The 20,316-nt window shown below is 48.5% G+C and carries 16 protein-coding genes; 3 read left to right on the top strand and 13 right to left on the bottom strand.

Annotated elements, in window-relative coordinates:
* Positions 1 to 1,214: 1,214 nt before the first annotated feature.
* Positions 1,215 to 1,370: an IS66 family insertion sequence element accessory protein TnpB gene (gene tnpB, locus AK2_RS17895; protein ID WP_369406160.1), complete on the top strand. Its 156-nt coding sequence runs from the start codon at positions 1,215 to 1,217 to the stop codon at positions 1,368 to 1,370.
* A 234-nt stretch (positions 1,371 to 1,604) separates the two neighbouring features.
* Here tnpB and AK2_RS15365 read toward each other — a convergent pair whose 3' ends face one another.
* From AK2_RS15365 to ilvD, 5 genes are all read right to left on the bottom strand, one after another.
* Positions 1,605 to 2,018, bottom strand: a complete 414-nt coding sequence (locus AK2_RS15365) for an aconitase X swivel domain-containing protein (RefSeq protein WP_067936664.1) — start codon at positions 2,016 to 2,018, stop codon at positions 1,605 to 1,607.
* Positions 2,015 to 3,289, bottom strand: coding sequence for an aconitase X (locus tag AK2_RS15360; protein WP_067936661.1), 1,275 nt, complete (start codon positions 3,287 to 3,289; stop codon positions 2,015 to 2,017). The genes AK2_RS15365 and AK2_RS15360 overlap by 4 nt, the downstream gene beginning before the upstream one ends.
* A 57-nt stretch (positions 3,290 to 3,346) precedes the next feature.
* Positions 3,347 to 4,690 carry an MFS transporter gene (locus tag AK2_RS15355; RefSeq protein WP_083521283.1) on the bottom strand — a complete coding sequence of 448 codons (1,344 nt, stop codon included), beginning with the start codon at positions 4,688 to 4,690 and terminating at the stop codon, positions 3,347 to 3,349.
* A 95-nt stretch (positions 4,691 to 4,785) separates the two neighbouring features.
* Positions 4,786 to 6,030, bottom strand: a complete 1,245-nt coding sequence (locus AK2_RS15350) for an FAD-dependent oxidoreductase (protein ID WP_217994719.1) — start codon at positions 6,028 to 6,030, stop codon at positions 4,786 to 4,788.
* Positions 6,031 to 6,145: 115 nt separating this feature from the next.
* Entirely contained in the window at positions 6,146 to 7,819 is a 1,674-nt protein-coding gene (gene ilvD, locus AK2_RS15345; protein ID WP_067936648.1) for a dihydroxy-acid dehydratase, read from the bottom strand.
* A 320-nt stretch (positions 7,820 to 8,139) separates the two neighbouring features.
* Here ilvD and AK2_RS15340 point away from each other — a divergent pair, with 320 nt between their 5' ends.
* Positions 8,140 to 9,033, top strand: coding sequence for a LysR family transcriptional regulator (locus AK2_RS15340; protein WP_067936644.1), 894 nt, complete (start codon positions 8,140 to 8,142; stop codon positions 9,031 to 9,033).
* Positions 9,034 to 9,136: 103 nt separating this feature from the next.
* Entirely contained in the window at positions 9,137 to 10,003 is an 867-nt protein-coding gene (locus tag AK2_RS16680) for a GntR family transcriptional regulator (protein ID WP_369406159.1), read from the top strand.
* A gap of 538 nt (positions 10,004 to 10,541) precedes the next feature.
* Here the strand turns inward: AK2_RS16680 and AK2_RS15335 are convergent.
* From AK2_RS15335 to AK2_RS15300, 8 genes are all read right to left on the bottom strand, one after another.
* Entirely contained in the window at positions 10,542 to 11,918 is a 1,377-nt protein-coding gene (locus AK2_RS15335) for an MFS transporter (RefSeq protein WP_067936641.1), read from the bottom strand.
* A 264-nt stretch (positions 11,919 to 12,182) separates the two neighbouring features.
* A complete protein-coding gene (locus AK2_RS15330; protein ID WP_067936637.1) occupies positions 12,183 to 12,677 on the bottom strand; it encodes a LeuD/DmdB family oxidoreductase small subunit in 495 nt (164 codons plus the stop codon).
* A 10-nt stretch (positions 12,678 to 12,687) separates the two neighbouring features.
* A complete protein-coding gene (locus AK2_RS15325) occupies positions 12,688 to 13,944 on the bottom strand; it encodes a 3-isopropylmalate dehydratase large subunit (protein ID WP_067936632.1) in 1,257 nt (418 codons plus the stop codon).
* Complete coding sequence (locus AK2_RS15320) at positions 13,941 to 15,221, bottom strand: 3-isopropylmalate dehydratase large subunit (RefSeq protein WP_067936628.1); 1,281 nt, start codon at positions 15,219 to 15,221, stop codon at positions 13,941 to 13,943. The genes AK2_RS15325 and AK2_RS15320 overlap by 4 nt, the downstream gene beginning before the upstream one ends.
* Positions 15,222 to 15,226: 5 nt before the next feature.
* Positions 15,227 to 15,721, bottom strand: coding sequence for a LeuD/DmdB family oxidoreductase small subunit (locus AK2_RS15315; protein ID WP_067936624.1), 495 nt, complete (start codon positions 15,719 to 15,721; stop codon positions 15,227 to 15,229).
* A 180-nt stretch (positions 15,722 to 15,901) separates the two neighbouring features.
* The gene (locus tag AK2_RS15310) at positions 15,902 to 16,981 is read right to left on the bottom strand and encodes an ornithine cyclodeaminase family protein (protein WP_067936621.1); all 1,080 of its coding nucleotides are present in this window, start codon (positions 16,979 to 16,981) and stop codon (positions 15,902 to 15,904) included.
* A gap of 37 nt (positions 16,982 to 17,018) precedes the next feature.
* Positions 17,019 to 18,077, bottom strand: a complete 1,059-nt coding sequence (locus AK2_RS15305) for a hypothetical protein (protein WP_067936617.1) — start codon at positions 18,075 to 18,077, stop codon at positions 17,019 to 17,021.
* Between the two features lie 32 nt (positions 18,078 to 18,109).
* A complete protein-coding gene (locus AK2_RS15300; RefSeq protein WP_067936613.1) occupies positions 18,110 to 19,228 on the bottom strand; it encodes a M24 family metallopeptidase in 1,119 nt (372 codons plus the stop codon).
* Between the last annotated feature and the right edge of the window lie 1,088 nt (positions 19,229 to 20,316).

Raw genomic sequence — 20,316 nt, 5'->3', positions numbered from 1 at the left:
CCCCTTTCTCATATCAGAGCAACTCGGTCCACTTTACACCCTCGAAACGGAGTCAACCGCTTTCATTCAAATTTCAAGTGAACCGTTTCAACTCTGACAGATTCCTATCCAACCAGTCTTCATGATTGTACTTCAATATAGTCGACAATGTTGGATTTATTATTATGATAGCATGGAACTATCGACGAATCAACGTCGCGCAATCACTCGGGATAACGTCGTCAGCAAGCGCGCCGTACTCGACATCGCGAAGACTGCAGGTGGCCGTGAGTCAAGTACGGTGGCACCTGGTGCCGCGAACAGACGAATGAGGCATTCTCGCACAGAGTTATAACGCCAGGCTCCCCAGAGACAGTGAGGGAGCATTTTTTCCCGTGCAACGCCGGATGGCCGGTGCACGGAGCCTGAGGGCATTGCCAACACCATGTTGTACTTGGTTAGTGCCGACTCACGTCGTGGGCGAATATGTCGTGGTGGATGATGGATCAGTAGCATGAACTGAGGATGTATCAAATCCGGGGCAATCCTGCGTAGCCCCGGCCCCATGGCCCACACGGGCTTATTTTTTCAAACTGTATCTCCTCTCATCTCGGGCTTGTAAACAGAGATAAGCACATCCCACAAACGGTTCCGCAAGTAACCAGACCAATGTCTGCGGGAACCTGGCGCCCCGCTCCGATTATCGAGAGTCAGGCTGAGCGGCAACGTCTGCCGAGACTCGACCATGCCACCGGCGACTGTGAGTTGCTCCTCCATTCGGCCCAGCTTGGTTGATTGAATAACATTATTGAATAACATTAATGTAGAAGGGGATAGTACAAGACGATCTGGGCTATGAAGACAAGACTTATTCACGGATTTGTGTTACTATCTCTTGAATCAGATTGACGAGACTTGAGTCCCTCGGTCGTCCTGGAGACCTATTTATTCCATTAACCTACATATAGACTAGCGACAACCTGGTTCAGTTCTTCCCCGGCTTACAGTCCACCCTTGACAGGGAATCCGAATCCTTGGTCGTTCACATCAGGAACGTGAACACGGAGGTCCAACCTAATACCCGCCCCGAACTGCTCAAGCAGGTCGGGCAGGCCCAGATGACCCTATGCTGAGCGAAATCGAAGGGGAACTGCAGGTCTACCCTGGCTTGCGGAGCCAGCGGCATGCGTAGGTCCATCAGCGGACTGGCTGCCACCGTCTAGGAACAGTTCAACCTGGACCCGTTCTCCCCGTGCCTATTTTTGTTCCGTAACCGCCAGCGGGACAAACTGAAGACCCTTGAGTGGAACCATAACGGCTTCTCGATCCATTATCGCCGGCTGGAGCGCAGCCGGGTTCAATGGCCCGAGGTCTGTTCCGCGAGACCGTGATGCTCAGTCGCAGGCAGCTGCATTGGTTGCTGAACGGGTTGTCCTTCACCCGGCGCCAGGCCATCCCCGGGTGTCGACCCATACGGTCGTCTAATCTGCTCTGAATCTGCTGACCCCGACAAGGAAGTCGGCATGCGTGTGTCGAAGAATCTCTCATGAACACCATGCCGACTTCCTCGATCGCAGACATCGAATCCCTCAAAGCGCCGGAACGTATTTTTTGATGCTGCTTTCTTACTGCTTGATTACCTCAACAACACCATTGTCACCATCTACCCGAACCCAATCTCCAGTATTAATAATAGAGAGCGGATCGCAGTCAAAATCGGTGACGGCCGGAACACGAGTCACTATGGCACCGAGTGCTACCTTGCTGGTTATAACATTGAACAACATCGCTTTGGGAGCGGATCCCGCTAAACGTGCTGTGTGAAATACCCCCGACCACCCCGAAGAACCTTTGGCGCCTGGGAAGATGAGTACCTTGCCCTTAAATGATTTGCCTCTCAACTCATGTCTCGATTCAATAATCGTACCACTTGCGGCATCAACTCCACCCCATCCTGATATTTCTTGATGAGTCACAAGTGCTTCACCTTCAGCGAATCCCGGAACAATAGTTCGACCGCGTAGGACAATACGATTCATTGTAGTTCCCCCTTCCACCGACCAGTAATGGCTGCGCTTATACAGTCCTGCGTCGAGCCAAACCAGCCTTGTACATGCATGATTGCGGGCAGATAATGAACCTGCTTCGCTGAATCTGTCGCAATCACTTTCGTTCCTTTTGGTAGAAACCTACCAATCGCGGGGCAGGTGTCACTCATGAGTACGGCACCTGCATCCTCCAATATTTTGGTATAACCTATTCGATCAGCCAATTCCCTGATTGGATGCGGAGTGAAAATCCAAAGTTGTGTATTACTATGCACCTTCTTTCCATCTAGCAGATTGCATATCTCCCATATCTGTTGAATACTAGAATGAGGGCAACCGAGCATTACTAAGTCAACGTTCGTATCTCGACCTGTTCTGTTAAGGTCTTCGTACACTTTCCTACGCTCTTCCGGACCGAATCTAAATTTCTCATAAATTTTGTTTCCTGAAAAGGCTTCTTCTACTGTCCTGGCTTCTGCAGTCACTCCTGGGATGTGATACATCTCAACACCACCTGAAGTGGAAGCCGCGGCTCCAAAGTGTTTAAGCTTGGATAGATTCGGGGAATTTTTCACGTTATCAATCACAGGAACCTTATCGCCGACCGCCTGACCTACAAAGTATCCAAGAAGTCCCCAGTCCATAAAACTTTCTACTGGAACCTCAATCGTTACGTAATGTGTTCCCCGACGTTCAGACTCCAGGTGATAGCCCCAATAGGGAATTTTTCCCGTCAACATCGCGGCAGCAGTACTTTCGCGTCCTTCGACATTACTCCTTGCTCCGAGCACAGAGTTGATATATACAACTGCCGAGGACTCCATCCATGCACAATGCTCTCCTTTCACAGGGACATTTCCGATTTGATATGGTGTACACGTATTCATGAGTTGGATTCCGTGAGCCGCATTGTATGACTCACTTTCTAAAATAAGGTCATGTGTCGTCTGATCAATACCTTGTAATCTCCAATGTCTCGAATCCATCCGGCCAATCAACTGGCAACTGAAAGCTTTTACTTTGGGTATTTCGAGTATTTCGTCACTATCAAGACTCATTTGAGAAAAAATGTGGTCATGTCCATCAAATGGTGGCAATCCAGGTGTAGGAGAATACACATTCGCGTCGCAAACGTTATTCGTGTCCACCAATCTTTCTGCCCCCAAGGCCTCGCCATACTTCACCAGTAATTCCATCGCTTTTTGGACTGCAGGTCCCTCTTTACCGTCAAGCATGGCCTGTTCGTCTGCTGTTAACTTCACTGTCTCCTACCCCTTTCTCCAAGATGGCAACATATGATTTCGCTTTCATAAAAGAACTTAATACCTCATCTGGGAATCTGATGCAGTAGATAGTAGTTCGACGTCCCGCGTCTCCGGGCCCATGAGAGTCGCTATAATGAACAGTATCCCACCTAAAATGATCAAGACCAAAGCAGTGTATTCATACGGTACAACTTTTCCAAGAAGAAATATCCACGTACTATATAATCCAGGAAGAATGAGACTGATAGTATATGCGGTTCCATAGCCTGAGCCTCTTACATCGACAGGAAACCGTTCATTCAAATAAACAACGACGGTCCCGAGTGGAGCGTTCGCCAAAAAGAAGGCGATAAAGGCCATGGATCCAACCGCGAAAAACCCCGCATCACCCTTCGCAAACTGGACCATGAAAAGGAAGGCAAGCGTTTCCCCAATCGCAAGAGATATCCCTACCCAAAATAGAAGGCGTTTTCGTCCGACCTTCTGACTTAATACAGCGTACAGAATCATACCAGCAGCTGTAGCCAAATTGGCTATCATCTCTATAATACTCACCTGATCAGGGGACTGATGCAAATACCCTTCTAACAGACCTGGCATAAACGAAAGCGCCATTTGAGCGGCAAACCACATACCAGACATGAGAAGTAAAACCTGAAGCAAATCTTTTAAGTTGCGCCCCGTCAATAACTGCCAAATCGGTTGCTTTATTGATTCGCGCTCTGGGTTCAACTTCTCCATGTCAAGCTCCGGCACACGCATATAGTAAATAATATACAGGATTCCGATTAGTCCGCCGAAGAAGAATGGAACACGCCAGCCCCATGATATAAATGCAGCGCTTGTCAGATTTTTAAGTGCAAACAACTGTACTAAATTGATGAAGACAATGGCGATGGGTGCACCGGCGGCTACCATGCCGGCAACCAGCGCCCGTAAATGTTTTGGTGAGCGCTCCATTGCTAACGGAACAGGTCCTGCGTAACCACCGCCTAGAAAGATCCCATCGATAAGTCGCAACACGATCAGAGCTGCAATCGCTCCGTATCCCCACTGAGCATAACCTGGAAGTGCTCCAATAAGACATGTTGTACCCGTGAACCCAGCGGCCGCTATCATCGTGACTTTTTTTCTGCCAATTTTATCGCTGAAATTCCCTAAAATAGGCCCCCCAATCGGTCGTGCCAATAAAGTCACAGTAAAAATTAGTGTACTTAACGTTACTTTAGTCGATGCAGGCATAGAATCAGGTTCAAAATAGCCCATGGCGGCAGGAAGAACGAATGCAGGTAAATAAATGTCATAACTGTCGATGAGAAGACTGAGGATCCCTCCAACCATAGACCTTCTTGCAGCAGGCGATAGGCCCTCTTTCGTTCCCATAGTAGAAATTAACATAACTACATAATCCCACCTTTATAAAATATTCAATATAATTATTTTTATAAATATACAGTTTATAATCCGACCTTATATATTCCTTCGGCCATACATCAGTCCGTGCGTACTACATTGTCGTAAAGCCTGTGTTGAAGCACATTTTTATCGATTTCGTGGACACTGCCCGAGCCAGCCAAGTGGAGAACATGTGCTGCCGCCGCTCCCATAGCAATACACGGCCCCATCACTCGGACACTGGACAGTGCGGCTGCGTCCGCGTCAATGCATCTACCAACAGCGACTAAGTTATCTGCATCGGGTGAAAGCAGACTTCCTAAAGGCACGTAATGCACGTGGTCATCATCAAAAGGCTCCCATATATAGCCTTCGATGTGGTCATGCAACTCAATTGGCCACGCAGTACGCGCAACTGCGTCAGGAAATCGCTTTCCAGCTCGCACCTCGTCAACAGTTAGATGGTGGACCCCTACAATCCATCGCGTTTGACGAATGCCCGGAAATCCATAGGATCGGATACGCGCGTTGCCGAATGCTACCGGAAATTCGCCTTTCAAGAACTCCAAGGCTCTATCAGCCTGTTCCTTGCCCCTTAATCCATTCATCGTCGCGTCGACCGGATCTAAAGGAGTCTCCATATGAGTCAAATTGACTAAAGCGGTTCCTCGTTGGGGAAAGACAAATGCAAAGCCGTCGCGGCGAACCAGGTTATACTTTGCACCTTTCTCTCGAAGACGAGCAGCAAGTTCTTCGCGACTAGGAACGTATTCAGGAGCTATAGACTCAATGACAATCATTTGACTGCCGTATATCGGACCACGTGCCGGCTCACGGCAAGGCAGACCCGCAAGCCAAGCCAAGGCGGCATCCCCAGTGGCGTCCACAAATCCATTTGCACAAATTCGGACCTCTCCATATCTCGTCGCCAGATCGACGAAGCAGATCCGGCGTCCGTCAGTTTTCACCTCTCTCAGGACGGCACCCACGATAGCGGTGATACCACAATCGAGCACAGTTCTTTCGACCCACCGGGACAATGCAACCTCATCATAGAGGACAGTAGTGTATGATGGACCGTGGCGATAATGTAAGGCACCTTGGGCACCCAAATCATGTAAAATATCGTCGGCTATACCGTGTGTGAATTGGTAGCGATTTTCTCCGTGGTGATATAGGCCACAAAAGGTTCCCACAATCGAATGTACGGCCTGGCCACCCAACCCTGGAAATCCGTCAACCAGAACCACGTCGAGTCCTAGTCTTGCAGCCTCCACGGCGGCGGAAATACCGGAAATACCCGCACCGACAACGCAAATATCTGCCTTCACATATTTCTTCATATTTAATGAATCATTTCTAACAACGCGTGTGGAATAACTAAGTCGCTCACTGTTCCTGCGCGTCTTCATCGGAACAATCCTTTCCCTATACCCACGAATAGTGATTGAGAGCCTTTCATCGAGCCAAAGTCGCACCTTCCGATAACGGTCGTACCAACTTACGGTAGATCGCTAACCATCCACGCTCGTCTCCATTTGTCCATGCCTTCCATTGAGCGCGACGTTTGTTCAATTCCTCATCGGGAACATCTAAGTTAACCATTCGTGCATCGACATCAATGGATATGGCATCCCCGTTTTGAACCAGAGCCAATGGTCCCCCAACAGCCGCCTCTGGAGACACTTCCCCGACCACGATCCCCTTGTTTACCAGTCCGGACAGTTGTCCATCTGTTATGACGGCTACCTGCTCCCCGAGTCCCGCTCCATCCAAAGCAAAGATCAATGCGGACGCAGTTCCCATCCCAGGTGTGCCTCTCGGCCCCAGTCCTCGAAGAACGACTACGTGACCTGGTTTCACTTCTCCATTCTTTACGCCTTCGATTGCATCTTCCCGTGACTCATACACGATAGCTCGTCCTGAAAACTTTAACGGCCGGTCATCCGCGACAGCGAGTTTGACGATTCCATATTCCGGGCATAAAGAACCTTTTACTAACACAATGGTAGGTTTCCAACTAAACGCACGATTTATGGGACGAATTATGTCCTCATCGGCGACCGTTACGCCCTTCAACAGTTCTTCCATGGGTGTCCCCATTACGGTCCTTGCGCCTCTTAACAAGAAGGATTCCAACTGTTTTAAAACGGCTCGGGTGCCTCCGGCTCTTTCAAGGTCCTCGATGAGGTACTCACCGTTCGGCCGCACCGCAGTCAGTAGCGGTACCTGACCTGCATATTTGGCAAACAGCCCATACACGTCTACATTACACTCAGCCTCTGAAGCCACAGCCTGAAGGTGCTTTGCGGCATTGATAGAACCGCTGACACTTAGGACGGTCATGACCGCGTTTACAAACGAGTCATACGTGAGAATGTCACGAGGCAACACGTTCTCCCAGACCATTTCAACAATTCTCTGACCAGCCGCCTTTACCGTATCCCACATTCTTGCGCTGTTCGCAAGTACGGGAGTAGTCCCGGGCAACGTCATCCCCAATGCTTCACATACCATTTGCATCGTGTTCGCCGTTCCCATACCTGGGCACACCCCTGGCCCCCTAACCGCGACATCGCTCATTTCTTTTAACTGTTCGAAAGTAATCTTACCTGCCTTGTAATGGCCTGCTTGTAGAAACACGTCTTCGATATCGCAGTGGTGTCCATGGTAGCTCCCGCTAGGTTGATAGCCGCACGCAACAATAAGTGTCGGGATGTTCAGTCTTGCTGCCGCCATCAGGTGAGCGGGTACTGTCTTATCACAGGACGCCAAACACACCATCCCATCAAGCTGAGCTCCTTCAACCGCGACCTCAATGTCATTCACAATAAGGTCGCGACTTGATAATATATAGCCTCCGTTGTGACCTGCGCTCGTAATAAAGTCACTTGGTGCCGAAGTTCGGATTTCAAATGGCAATCCACCAGCAGCAAGGATTGATTCTTTCATCTTTCGGGCGACCTCGTCCAAGTGACTAAAACAAATCGCCAGATCTGAAGAAGAGTTTATAACCGCGATTTTGGGTTTTTCCATGTCCTCCTCTGCAATTCCTAAAGCTCGCCATTGCGTGCGACGCATCGTCCACTGAGAGCTACCAGGTTCAAAGTTGCTCCTCAGCATACTGCGCATACCTTCACCTCGCGTTCCCATAAACCTTTCCTATTCCAAGTGCAGTGTCGTACATTATTCCGCCTAATTCAATCTATTGTGATGATATGACGTATTACTGAATCTAATGGTTTGATGTTGCAAGCGGTACGCACGGCCGAGCTAAATTTTTTTGATACTTCATGATTTCAACCCGCATATAATGAAAATAGGGAGTTATCCCATGCATTCAACCTATTCGAGATCAACCGCACCGAAACAGCTATGGACATCTCGATATAGGAATCTAAGATATTTCCTGTATTTTAGGTACTTGAACAATCGAGAATAGGTGATTCAAGATGGAACTACACCAGCTAGAATACTTTCTCGCAGTTGAAAAGTATGGTACCTTTTCTGCGGCAGCGCTTGAGATTAACGTGTCGCAGTCTTCGCTATCCCAGCAAATCCGTAAGTTAGAGGACGAACTAGGTGTGAAACTATTTATTCGCGGTGCCAGACTCGCAAAGCTTACTCCTGCAGGCGAGGAGTTCTTTACGTACGCTCGTCGTATTATTACAGAAATTCAAAATTCAAGATATGCGATGCAAGAATACACTAACTTCCATAAGGGACACATTAAAATTGGAGTCATTCCTACAATTGGATACCTCGGTATCCATAGACTTATCCTCAGATTTTCTCGACTCTACCCAGGGATTGAAGTAGACATGTGCGAAGCCAACACAGATGACTTACTTTTATTCTTAAACCAGAAAAAGATCCAGGTTGCTTTTATCACTTCACCCTACTCTGATGAATTCCATGTAGACTTTCATCCATTGATAGACGATGACATCGTTTTACTTGTACCCATCGGGCACCGCTATGCAAATGAGTCTATAGTTTATATATCAGAATTTTCAAATGAAAAATTCCTCATGATTAAGTCGAGCTCCGGCTGGCGGGATTCACTAGTAAAGGCTTGCAACGATTGCGGGTTTACACCCAATGTAATTCTGACTACGAGTTCTGTGGAACTGTTAAGGAATTTTGTTGAGGAAGGCGTGGGTGTGGCCCTTATGGGGCAACGCATTGCAAAACAAATCACAACTCCCCGTACATCAATTGTCCAATTAAAGCAAGACATCAAGCGACAAAACGGGCTCGTCATGCTGCCGATTCGACGTCCTCCCTTGGCAACTCGTCTCTTTCGAGATTTCGTACTCCAATACGAATTTGATGAAGAAGAGTAGATCATTGTCTCCCTGTGACTCTAGTTCCACGCTTCAGCTGAGATGATGTCCGGGATACCCTGTTCACCCCAGAGGTTTACAAAAAGGTGCATTCGTATATACAATATCTATACAACATCATAGGCTTGTCGTATGTCCCGCATGGGATCATGAAATTACACGCCAAATAACGATCAGAGAGAGGGAAGATCATCTGAACTTCAACACAAATTCAAGACCACAAGTCGGCAGGACAGATGAGGTTCCGATACCTCTTTATCACCAAATTAAACAATATCTTCTCGAACAAATTAAGTCCGGAAAATTGGTAAGAGGAGATCGTGTACCCACAGAGGAACAGTTGGGCGAGATGTTTCAAGTTAGTCGAATGACAGCTCGCAGGGCACTGAATGACCTCGCTAGGGAAGGATGGATTGTTCGTCGACAAGGGATTGGAAGTTTTGTAAGTGAGCCGGCCATTCAACGAAATTTGGCGTCGTTGACTACTTTGACTGAAGAACTGCAACAGATGGGATATACGAGATTGAATTCTCGTGTCCTTTCGTGGAACAAGTTGCGTGCTCCTACTCCGATTGCCAAAATCTTCAACATCTCAGTTCAAGCACCTGTATTAAGGATTGAGCGAGTACGGTACACAGGGGACGTGCCGATTGCATTTCAAATTTTATGGTTCATGTTCGAACCAACTTGGGGTCTTACCCGAGCGGATCTTGAAGGTGGCTCACTCTATGAAATCTTAGAACGCAGAACCGGCATGGCTGTTGAATGGGCGCAGCAAAGGATCGATGCAGTTTCGGCAGTGGCTTCTCATGCCAAGTGGCTCGAGGTAAATACTGGAGTTCCGCTGCTCAAGGTCACTCGACGAGCTTATTTTACAGATGGAAGTCCGCTCGAATTTGCAAAGACATACTATCGGTCGGACCGATACTCCTTTCAGATCGATTTGTATCGCAAGAGAAGCCTCTACTAAACACGAAAGAGACGAATCCTTCCTGGCACGTTTTTGTTGGTGTCATCCGCAATATGAACGTTGCTCCTGTGACCTACACAATACGCCTCTCGTTCAGGAGTGACTTCTACGTTTCTGCAATATTTTCTGTTGGTTTGCCATCCACTGTCGTCAGTTCCGCATATGTTACCTAAATCTCGGAATGGCGTTTCAGTGAACAAGCGTCCGGACAAATCTTGACCTTGTCTATAAACCCAGAAGACTGCATAGTTGACAGAATGTCTAGACAGCCCGAAGAACTGAATCAGAAAAATACACCGATAAGGTATCTGATAAGAGGGAACTTGATATGTCTTATACCACCTGAGACCTAAACAACGAGTCGGATGAGCTGACAAAAAACCGCGCCATAGCGCGGTTTCGATATAGTCGTATGGTTCCGAATAAAATACCTGGGTTGAATGATAGATATCATTTACTCTATCGTTTATACTAGGACAGTCATGACTATGGCTGAACACGGGTTATGTGTTAGAATTGTTAACAATTAGACGCACCATCACATGGCTAACTCCTGATCGATTTGTTCAAGAGATTTACCAGCTAGCTCACGGGTCATCACTAGGGATACCAGCCCACCAATTAGCCATAATATCCCAAGGACAATGAAGAATGCAAAGTTAGGAACATGTAATCCAATCAATATGCCAATTGCGCTTGGAGCGATAATGCCGCCTACGCGTTGCCATAATCCTCCCCAAGCCACTCCAGTGGCTCGGACTGCGGTCGGATAGAGAGAACTCAGGTAGGCAAAGACAACGCCGCCGGCACCAACTCCAAACAAAGCGGAGAACGCGCCGACGATGACAATAATGATTGGACTCGTCGCGACGGACCACACAATGAGCAGGATACCGCCCACTGTGAAACCGATGACCAACAGCCTTCGATAGCCGACCTGCTCAATCAACAGCGCCCCGATGAAGCTACCAATAGCCCCGGAACCGGTGATCACTGCACTAAACAGGAAACTGTGCACCATACCGAAGCCCATATGTTCAAATATGCTGGGCAGCCAAGTGGAGAGCCCATATAGTACAATTCCACTAATCACCTCCATGATCCAGACACCCGAGGTCAAACGTGCGTATTTCCCAGAGAAAATTCTAGCCACGGGCAAGTGTTTAACCGCCTCATCAACCGGCCCTGCGTCCCCTTCACTTGTCGCTTCGAAATTCTCTTTGGATACCGTAGACAGCCTGTCGACTATCCGCTCCGCAACCTCCAACTTTCCGCGCTTGATTAAATAACGAACACTTTCAGGCATGAAGAACCATAGCACAAATACCACGAATGCCGGAACTGCAGCGGCGATGAACATGGAGCGCCAACCGAAGTTAGGAACCAGAACAGCGCCCACCCCGCCGGCCAGCAACGTCGCTCCCGACCAGAAAAATGTGGATAATGTGAGCGCCCGACCACGTTGTTTTACAGGCATAAATTCACTCACATACGTACCAGTAATAGGGATATACATCCCCAAACCTACCCCTTGAATCGCGCGAAACCATACTAAATCGGAATAGGTGTGTGACACAGCGCACAACACGCTGAACGTCGCAAATATCCCAATAGCCAGCATAAACCCCCTCTTGCGGCCAATCTTATCAGTCAGCGGCCCGATAATAAATGCTCCTACTGCCATTCCGATAGAACCACTCGATGCCAAAAATCCTGATTGAGATGGATGCAGTGAAAATGTCATTGTAATACTTGCCAAGATGTAACCGATCATGCTGATCCCAAAACCATCAAACATGTGTCCGAGAATCACGATGACATACAGCCCGACATGACGAGGTGTCATCGCGGAATGATCCAATCTTCCGGTCAACCGAACCGGATGTTGGTAGAAGCTAGGGACTATCTCATTCAATTTCGTTGCCTCCTTAAGAGAACAAATGGCATTCCTTCACCAATCTCGGACGCAGACGACCATGATTGCAGCACATGACCTGCTAACGATGTCCTGCCCTGTGAGCAAAGGTTCACGTCCGATACATCTCACGAGATCTAACTTCCAATGCCAGACCCTTTAACGCATTCAAACTCCCTTCCGATTGACGTTTTCGTAGTCATGAATGCGTTTACAAAAAGGTATTAAATTAAAAATTTTAGAATTATTATAATAGTGAAGTTATCATTGTTGTTCTGACAAATTTTCCGCGAGCGCAATAAGCCCCCCCGCATCCAACATAGCCATTAGGAACGGGTCGATTGGTTTAGCACGACACTTATCTCCTGTCGATTCATTGCGAATCACCCCCTTTACTAAATCGACCGAGAGGAGGTCACCTTCGTTTACCATCTCCGTTATTCCTGTACATTCTAAAATCGGTAAGCCGATTTCGAAGCAATTTCGATAGAACAACCTAGCTGCATATTCCACTATTACAGCACCTACACCCGTTGCTTTGATTGCTTTCGGCGCTATTGCTCGTCCCGATGACTGACCGAAGTGCTTACCAGCGACAAGAATGTCACCCGGATGTACACTCTTCGCGAAATCTGGGTTATAGTTCTCCAATACATGTGTTACAATCTCGTCCATAGGTAACAGAACTCGATCCGAACGAACAATTTGGTCAGTAGGGATATTGTCGCCAAATTTCCAGCAACGACCACGTATCAGCATACTTTACCCCCTATACTAAATATTGTCTCGGATCCGTGATTTGTCCGTTCAGGGCTGACGCCGCGACCGTATATGCAGAACCAAGATACATCATCGCTTTGGGACTTCCATTTCTTCCGGGGAAATTACGCGCATGGGTAGAGATCATCGCCTCCGTGTCCGCCATGGCTCCCATATTGATGGCCTGGTTCGATCCAGTACTAGGCGGAAACCAAGTACAACCGGCTTCAAACAGAATGTCTACCAAACCTTCGCGCAGTGCTTCTGCGAATACTTGACGACTTGACGGAACAATATTGAATTTCACACGCGGGTCAATCCTGCGTCCTTTAAGAATTTCAGCAGCTTGACGAATGTCTTCGAGTCGGCCACCGCCGTGCCCACCTAGTTCTGCCCACTGGATTGGCTTGCCCACAAATTCGCAGACTGGTTTTACATTTCCAAGAGTCGGTGATGCGGCCACTTGAGGTTCTAGTTCACTAATGTCATACTCCCTAACTTCTGCGTAATCTGTGCCTTCATCTGAGTGAACCACATCAAAATGGCGGTCTGTAATACGTCTAACAAAGTCGATCGTCTTTTCGTCCGGTTCGATAAATCCACACTTGCCACCAACATCAATTGTGATCAATGGAAATAACCACCGGTCCCAAACATCCAGATTCTTTATAAATGTACCATCAAAATGCAATGCCTTGTATACCGCCCCTCCCTCACCAATCTGGCCCGTCAACCATAGCGCGACATCCCGAGGCACCACTCCGGGGCGTTGACTCCCGTAGAGCTTAATCTGTATTGTCTCCGGCACCCTAAACCATGCCTTGCCAAAAGGCATGACCATGGCGGCGTGAGAATTGTTACCCAATCCGGCCGCAAAGCATCCAAGCGTCCCGTGAACGGGGGTATGGCTGTCCGACCCTACCACAATGGTTCCCGGACGGACGAAACCATGTCTCACCCCAACATGATGGATATTACCGCTTCCACAATCGAACAGATGGATGCCATGACGACGAGCAAATGCTCGGTTTTCCTCCAGCATTTGTGCTCGTTCCTCACTTGGTGGAGAAAAGTGGTGGTCAAACACCATGACAACACGATCTGGGTAACGCATAGGTCGTTTCACTTCATTTTCAAACACTCGAGCTGTGAGATAACCACTCAGATCATGCAGTAGCAACGTGTCCACATTCGCGACGACAACGTCCCCCGGCGAAACACTCTTACGCCCACTAGCGCGAGCCAAAATCTTTTCAATAAGATTCATATGTATTGTCCCTCCTTTACCAGGAACTCACGTGGATCCGTTATAACCCCACGGATAGCGGTCGCAGCGGCCACGGAGGGACTGGCAAGGTATATATCCGCCTGGTAACTCCCCATACGTCCTTGGAAGTTACGATTGGCTGTAGAGAGGGTTACCTCCCCATCTGCCATAACACCTCCATCTCCCGCACATGCCCCGCAACCTGGATTTGTTATCACAGCTCCACTACGGAGAAATATATCAAATATTCCTTCATTAACAATTCTTTCGATCACTTTTCGCGAAGCTGGTGTAACAATCAAACGAACCCCGGGAGCAATTTTCCGGTCTTTCAATATCTCGGCCGCTTCAGCGAGGTCTTCGTATTTTGCATTGGCGCATGAACCAATGAATACCTGATCCACCTTTATTCCGGACACCTCATGAATGGGCTTTACATTGTCGACTGTATGGGGACAAGCGATTTGTGGGACAATCTGGCTTCCGTCAATATGAACCGTCTTGAGATAAACTGCGTCGTCATCCGGATAAATTTCCTCGTAATCTAGTGGATCAACCCCATGCTCTCTCAAAAATGTCCTGGTTACGTCGTCGGGAGGAACATAAGCAAACTTGGCACCAAGTTCCATAGCCAGATTACACAATGTCATACGTTCAGAAATCGACAGCCCTCGCACGTAACTACCGTGAAACTCGATTGAACAATACGTTCCGCCGTCCGCAGTTAATGCACCAATCAACTTCAGCATCACGTCCTTGGCTGACGCACCTAACGCTAATGGGCCATCTATGATCACCTTTATGGATTGCGGCACCCTCATCCATAGATATCCACACACCCACGTTGCGGTAACTTCGCTGAACCCCACGCCTGTTCCGGCAGCTCCTAGCGCACCGTAGATGGTCGAATGAGAATCCGTACCAATTACGACCATTCCAGGACGGATATGTCCATCTTCAATCAGGACTACATGTGCGATTCCAGCGTTGATATCGTAGAACTTCGTTATTCCTTTTTTCTTAGCGAACTCACGACATAACTTTTGATCCGCAGCGGTCTTGGCAGTGCGGGCCGGTGCAGTATGATCCATTACCATCGCGATTCGGTTGACATCGTAAAGTTGATCGGTACCTAGTTTCTCCAACGATTGAATGCACCGCCAACTCGCGGCATGACTCATGATGAGATCTGGATACACATCCACCACTTGGCCAGCCGTAGTTTCCGGCAGGTGTGCCGCTTTCGCCATCACTTTTTCAGCAAACGTCTTTCCCATATTTTCTACCTCCTTGCGGCCAGCACATATTTCGACACATATGAGAGTAAACCGCCAGCGTCCAGAATTCTGCGTATGTTCTCTGGATAGGGTTCGAATGCAAACTGGCGATTTCCTGAAGTGACAATGCCCCGCTGAGGGTCAATCCAGACCTCCCCGCCGTCTTCAATTGCATCTACCGCCTCCGCACATTGAATCGCCAATAGTCCAGTATTGATACTGTTCCGAAAAAAGACGCGTGCGAAAGATTTCGCGACGACCGCCTGAATACCAGCCCCTATGAGACAGGACGCTGCTTGTTCTCGGGCACTCCCGCACCCGAAGTTATAACCAGCTACGACCACCTGCGATTTACGGAGACGGGTTTGAACATCCTCCCCCAAAGGCTCAAATGCATGCTCAGCCAGTTCAACGGGATCGATACTTACCAAATACCGCCCCGGGATAATTACATCCGTGTTGATATTGTCCCCAAACTTGATACAAGTTCCACCTACCATTACTGTTCCTCCCCCTATACCTTCAAGTTAGATGTCTCCCATCCCTCAGTCCCCAATCTAACGGAATGAAATTAAACAATTATTAGATAATAAGGGTTTGTGATACCATCTCACCAAAGTCGTGGGCTCGCCCCTTGATACTTCATTGCAGATCCAATCACGGTACCGTTTCGCCACGGGTCACGGCGATGTGTCTTCCAGGAACCACTCTGTCGGTACTACATGCCCCAGGTTGCGTTCCTCTGCCCGCGCCAGAACCAAACTGCCTACAGCCGCAAACTGCAATCCCATGCCTGTGTTGTTTGCGAATACCGTAATTTGGTTAGAATCTGTCCGCCCCTGAATCTTACCCAAAAGCAATTCGCCAAGCTCCCCGATTTCATCAAACGTTTTCAATCCCCGCTCAATGGGCCCGAGGATGTCAATCTGGTTATCATGATGGATTTGTTCGCGGGAAAACACCACGATTTTATCCGCACGATCAAAAGTAGTGTCATCTAATTCCCGTCGGTAAGCAGTACCGTCAGGACTGGTAATAGAAGTGACATGCGTCCCTGGATCGAGCCAACTCCCGTCAAAGCACGGGTCATAGGCAGCAGTTGCACAGGTGACAATCTGACACCCGGAAACCGCGTCTCTAGGATGGTCCACCGCGACAATGCGCTTTCCGGTCTTTTCACTCCACTCTTTTGCGAAGCGCTCCCGGTGCTCTTTGGTCGGACTATAAACCCTGACTTCCTCGATAGTAGGTCGGACCAGTAACAGATACTCTAAATGGGACGATGCTTGCCATCCCGACCCAAACAATCCGGCAACTCGAACATCTGGATTAGCTAGTGCCTTAATACCTAGTGCCGAAGTGGCCGCGACCCTCATTTTTTGCATGTAACTGTCGTGAATTATGGCAACGGGCTCTAAATTCTTAATGGAATACAATGTAACTAGCCCACAGTAGCGATTCCCAGTAGCAATAGGGAGTAAACGACGGCGCTTTACTCCTCCCGCTAACGTTTCCACTCCCGCCATGTCCGACGTGATCCGAAGGGCCCACACACCACTTGAAATATTGCCGCCTTCCTGAGATTTGAAGCGAAATTGGAATCCGGGAAACCTATCATCCATGACCGGAAAGTAGGTATGGTTACGAGGACGGTTGGCTGCTTTCCCCAGTGCGTACTCTTTGTAGGCGATCTCTAAGACATTCATGCATTCTTCATGTGTTAAAACTTCCTGGACCTCATTGTTGTTCAGTATACGCACACCCATCATCCTTTCATCAAGTTATCAGCCCTCGAGATTACATGGTCATAGGGACTGTGTTCGTTAAACATTGTGCCCTCTCCCCTAGTATTTGGTACGTGTCTGCCAGCACGGCACACGAATTCGTATCGACGTGAAGTTCAAGACGAAGTAATACCACAGCACCATTCTCTAATCTCTCATCAGTTTCTCCCGCAAGGCGATAGTCGCCTCGCGTTTCTATGTCAGTGTGGTGAATGAGATCAACATGCCAAATGGCATGATGTCCAAATATGGAACTCACCACTTTATTCAGTGTCTCAACACCAACGCCTTGGCCGAGTGATTTAGCCGCCAAATCATAAGCCTGTTCCATCAGTGTCATCCATGTTGGTGGCACCCCCGAGTCAATTACTCTTGCAGCCCCCGTCCAATAACCCCTGAACTCTGTTAAGACTTCAATGCAGTTTGCCTCACTGTTGATTTCACGACAAAAGACATAAATATCTTCCACTCCTGCCATGCGAGCAACGCGTTCAGCATTTCCTACCCGCTGAGGGTTAGATAAAGATGGATGCAGTCCTTCATTTATTGCAGCAGTAGTGATCTCGGCACCCCGTTTTAATAACCGCAATTCCGCCTGACTTGGTTGCTTTCTCCAGTTACGAACCAAGGGACCAAGATTCTTGAATTGCCAATTGGATGATTGGAGTTTCATATTATCTACCAAAGTCCCAGGCCACCACTCCATTTCTACGAGTCCAACAACACCGCTGCTTCCAATCTGTTTCAAGAAATCGGTGACCAGATCTTCTAAATTAGGCCCGCTTCGCATATCACTCAGAATCGAAGTTTTGCGCATCCACGGGTGAACACGCCGTGATAATTTTGTCAAAAATGCTGGCTCGCCAGAATGCGGAATGGCCAGGATTCCTTCATTCCAATAAATGCAGATATTCGACAAGTAACTGATATCACCTGAGTGATAGACATCACCATATACCAGAGCAACATCGACTTGGTTTCTCCGTAAGGACTCTTGCAAACACCTAATACGGTTCGCCAACTCAGATTCCCCGTAATCTTGCGGGTCATATACAACTAATCCTCGCTTCATGAGCAGTCCCCCCTGCATAAGATTAAGAGCCCTCAAGCGGGAACAGTAAATAGCTTGCGCTCCATCGTCAGTAGTAGCTCATAACCATCCTTCTTAACTACGACGGGATCACCCAATACGTAATAACCCGCCAAGGGCGTGTATGTATTTGGGTGAACAATAATGACCGAATTTTCCTCTAACACCGTCTCACTTCCTTCAACAATCATCGGTATTTCGTCCAAATAAAGACCATGCCCGTGCCCACGTACTCTCGTATACTGACTTGTACAATACTCCCCATAGCCGTATTTACGGAAAATATCGTTTTCGGCGCGCGCGATATCGTGTCCCGTAGCGCCTGCATGCACCGCTGCCAAACCGGCCTCTAGGGCTTCCTTAAATATTTCAAAAGATTTCAACTGGCCTTCGTTCGGTGGTCCCAGAACCGCGGAACGACAGATTTGCGCCCAATATCCATTGAATTGTGGCGTCAATTCAGTGCGCACCATATCTCCGATTTGCAGGCGCCGGTTACCAGGTGGGGTCATGCCCATTACTTCCGCACCACCGGAGGCAAAAAGCATAAAGTTGTCTTCGGCACCCAGCCGCTTCATCTCTGCTTCGACGGCTGCCACAATTTCATACTCCATAACTCCCGGCTTAAGCGCATTCACGAAGGTCTCCCATCCCGCAGAGCAAATGACTCCAGCATGTCGGATTTGCTCGAGTTCCCACTCGCTCTTCACCAGCCGAACCTGATTCATAAGCGACGATGCGGAAACGGTCTCTACATTAGGCAAGGCATTGCGAACAAGTTGCAAAAGACTTACAGGCAGCAATTCCAAATTGGCAATCCCTAATCTCCGAGGCTTGTCATCACTCAACGTGAGAATCAGATCCTTGAAGTGCGGAAACCCTATTGGACGTACATCTGTAATCCACTGAGCGGCCTTGATTGCATCCGTGTCTTCGGCGTTGCCGGCGAATGCCACTACCGTACCTTGTGCAGACACGTAGACGAAAGCGAAAGCCCCACGAAGACCTGCCCCTGTCAGATACCGAACATTTTCCTTTCGCCATCCATTCGCAAATGCTAACAAACCATCGAGTTCTTGCTTCTCCATCTCTCGCAAAACGCGATTCATTCGCCAGTCATACTCGTTTCCCATAATTCAGATCCCCACTTTCTCGATGTCATAATGAGTACGACATGTCTCATGGAACATGTTGGGCGTAATGTTCACCCCGTTGAGACCCTGCTCACAACGTTAGCTATGCTCTGTGCTCATCAGTCGCGCGGTGATGGAACACGTTCTGATATTTGTATATACAATAACACGAATGTTGGCCGATGTCTATAGCGAACACTCCAAATTGTCATTAACAAGGTGAAATTGTTCGAACTTCGCGGATCATAAGAGCGTGTACAAGTAATTGTTGAACGTCTTCCGGCAAGAAATTTCTGGATTAGCGGCGAAACTGGTTGCCGGAGAATCATTTGGCTCGATTTGTGAGTGATGTGGTGGACAGGATAGACACATCGGCCATTATGGAACCCTATTATGGAACCTATGAACTAGAACTGCTGGTATGGCCATGCTAGTTGGGGACAAGTCGCCGGAAGAATAGGCTCGTCGGCAGAGTCTGCTGACGAAGATTCAGGAGGCGATGGCTGCGCTGGACATGAAGGCAAGGACAAAGCCGAGCAGAGATAGGCAGAGAACAACAGGACGATGACGACGCCCAGGAACCCAGACGGGTGAGAAACGTCAGAGCTGCAGAGGCAACAAACGTACCCAATCGGTCCCGGATGACAAGGCGAAATGGAACTTTACGGTTCCGGAATCTCGCATCCGTCCAAAGATGAGTTTATCCAACACAACGTACAATCCGTGGTAGATGAAGTGTATTCGATCATCGTGGCGACGGAAGTGACTCACCTTCCTAACGATGCTGGGATACTGCGCACCCCGGTAAAGATGGCGGAGCGGAACATGCGTCTATGGCAAAGAAACTCTCAGGAGACGCAGGCGACTATGCGCGGAGGAGGTCCTGCGGCTGCAACAACGAGGGATTGACCCCTACATCACAACTAGGCGACAAAAGCATAGGGAAATCTGGGGGGCCGTGGGGGAGATTCCGAAATCGTATACCCCGAAGCAGTGGATGGCACGCAAGCTGATGACAAAGCGTGGATGAGCCGCATATGCCCGACGCAGGGTGAATGTGAAGCTTATGTATGGCCAGATCAAGGGGG

The sequence above is a fragment of the Alicyclobacillus kakegawensis NBRC 103104 genome (genome assembly GCF_001552655.1).
Lineage (GTDB): Bacteria > Bacillota > Bacilli > Alicyclobacillales > Alicyclobacillaceae > Alicyclobacillus_G > Alicyclobacillus_G kakegawensis.
The sequence above is the reverse complement of the archived record's forward strand: the minus strand, read 5'-3'. Positions and strand labels throughout refer to the sequence as shown.

Excerpts from the sequence above, each read along its gene's own strand:
- AK2_RS15365 (WP_067936664.1), bottom strand. The coding sequence starts at position 2,018 with ATGAATCGTATTGTCCTACGCGGTCGAACTATTGTTCCGGGATTCGCT.
- AK2_RS15300 (WP_067936613.1), bottom strand. The coding sequence starts at position 19,228 with ATGGGAAACGAGTATGACTGGCGAATGAATCGCGTTTTGCGAGAGATG.
- AK2_RS15330 (WP_067936637.1), bottom strand. The coding sequence starts at position 12,677 with ATGCTGATACGTGGTCGTTGCTGGAAATTTGGCGACAATATCCCTACT.
- AK2_RS15350 (WP_217994719.1), bottom strand. The coding sequence starts at position 6,030 with ATGAAGAAATATGTGAAGGCAGATATTTGCGTTGTCGGTGCGGGTATT.
- AK2_RS15320 (WP_067936628.1), bottom strand. The coding sequence starts at position 15,221 with ATGGGAAAGACGTTTGCTGAAAAAGTGATGGCGAAAGCGGCACACCTG.
- AK2_RS15315 (WP_067936624.1), bottom strand. The coding sequence starts at position 15,721 with ATGGTAGGTGGAACTTGTATCAAGTTTGGGGACAATATCAACACGGAT.
- AK2_RS15355 (WP_083521283.1), bottom strand. The coding sequence starts at position 4,690 with ATGTTAATTTCTACTATGGGAACGAAAGAGGGCCTATCGCCTGCTGCA.
- AK2_RS15305 (WP_067936617.1), bottom strand. The coding sequence starts at position 18,077 with ATGAAGCGAGGATTAGTTGTATATGACCCGCAAGATTACGGGGAATCT.
- AK2_RS15340 (WP_067936644.1), top strand. The coding sequence starts at position 8,140 with ATGGAACTACACCAGCTAGAATACTTTCTCGCAGTTGAAAAGTATGGT.
- AK2_RS15325 (WP_067936632.1), bottom strand. The coding sequence starts at position 13,944 with ATGAATCTTATTGAAAAGATTTTGGCTCGCGCTAGTGGGCGTAAGAGT.
- ilvD (WP_067936648.1), bottom strand. The coding sequence starts at position 7,819 with ATGCGCAGTATGCTGAGGAGCAACTTTGAACCTGGTAGCTCTCAGTGG.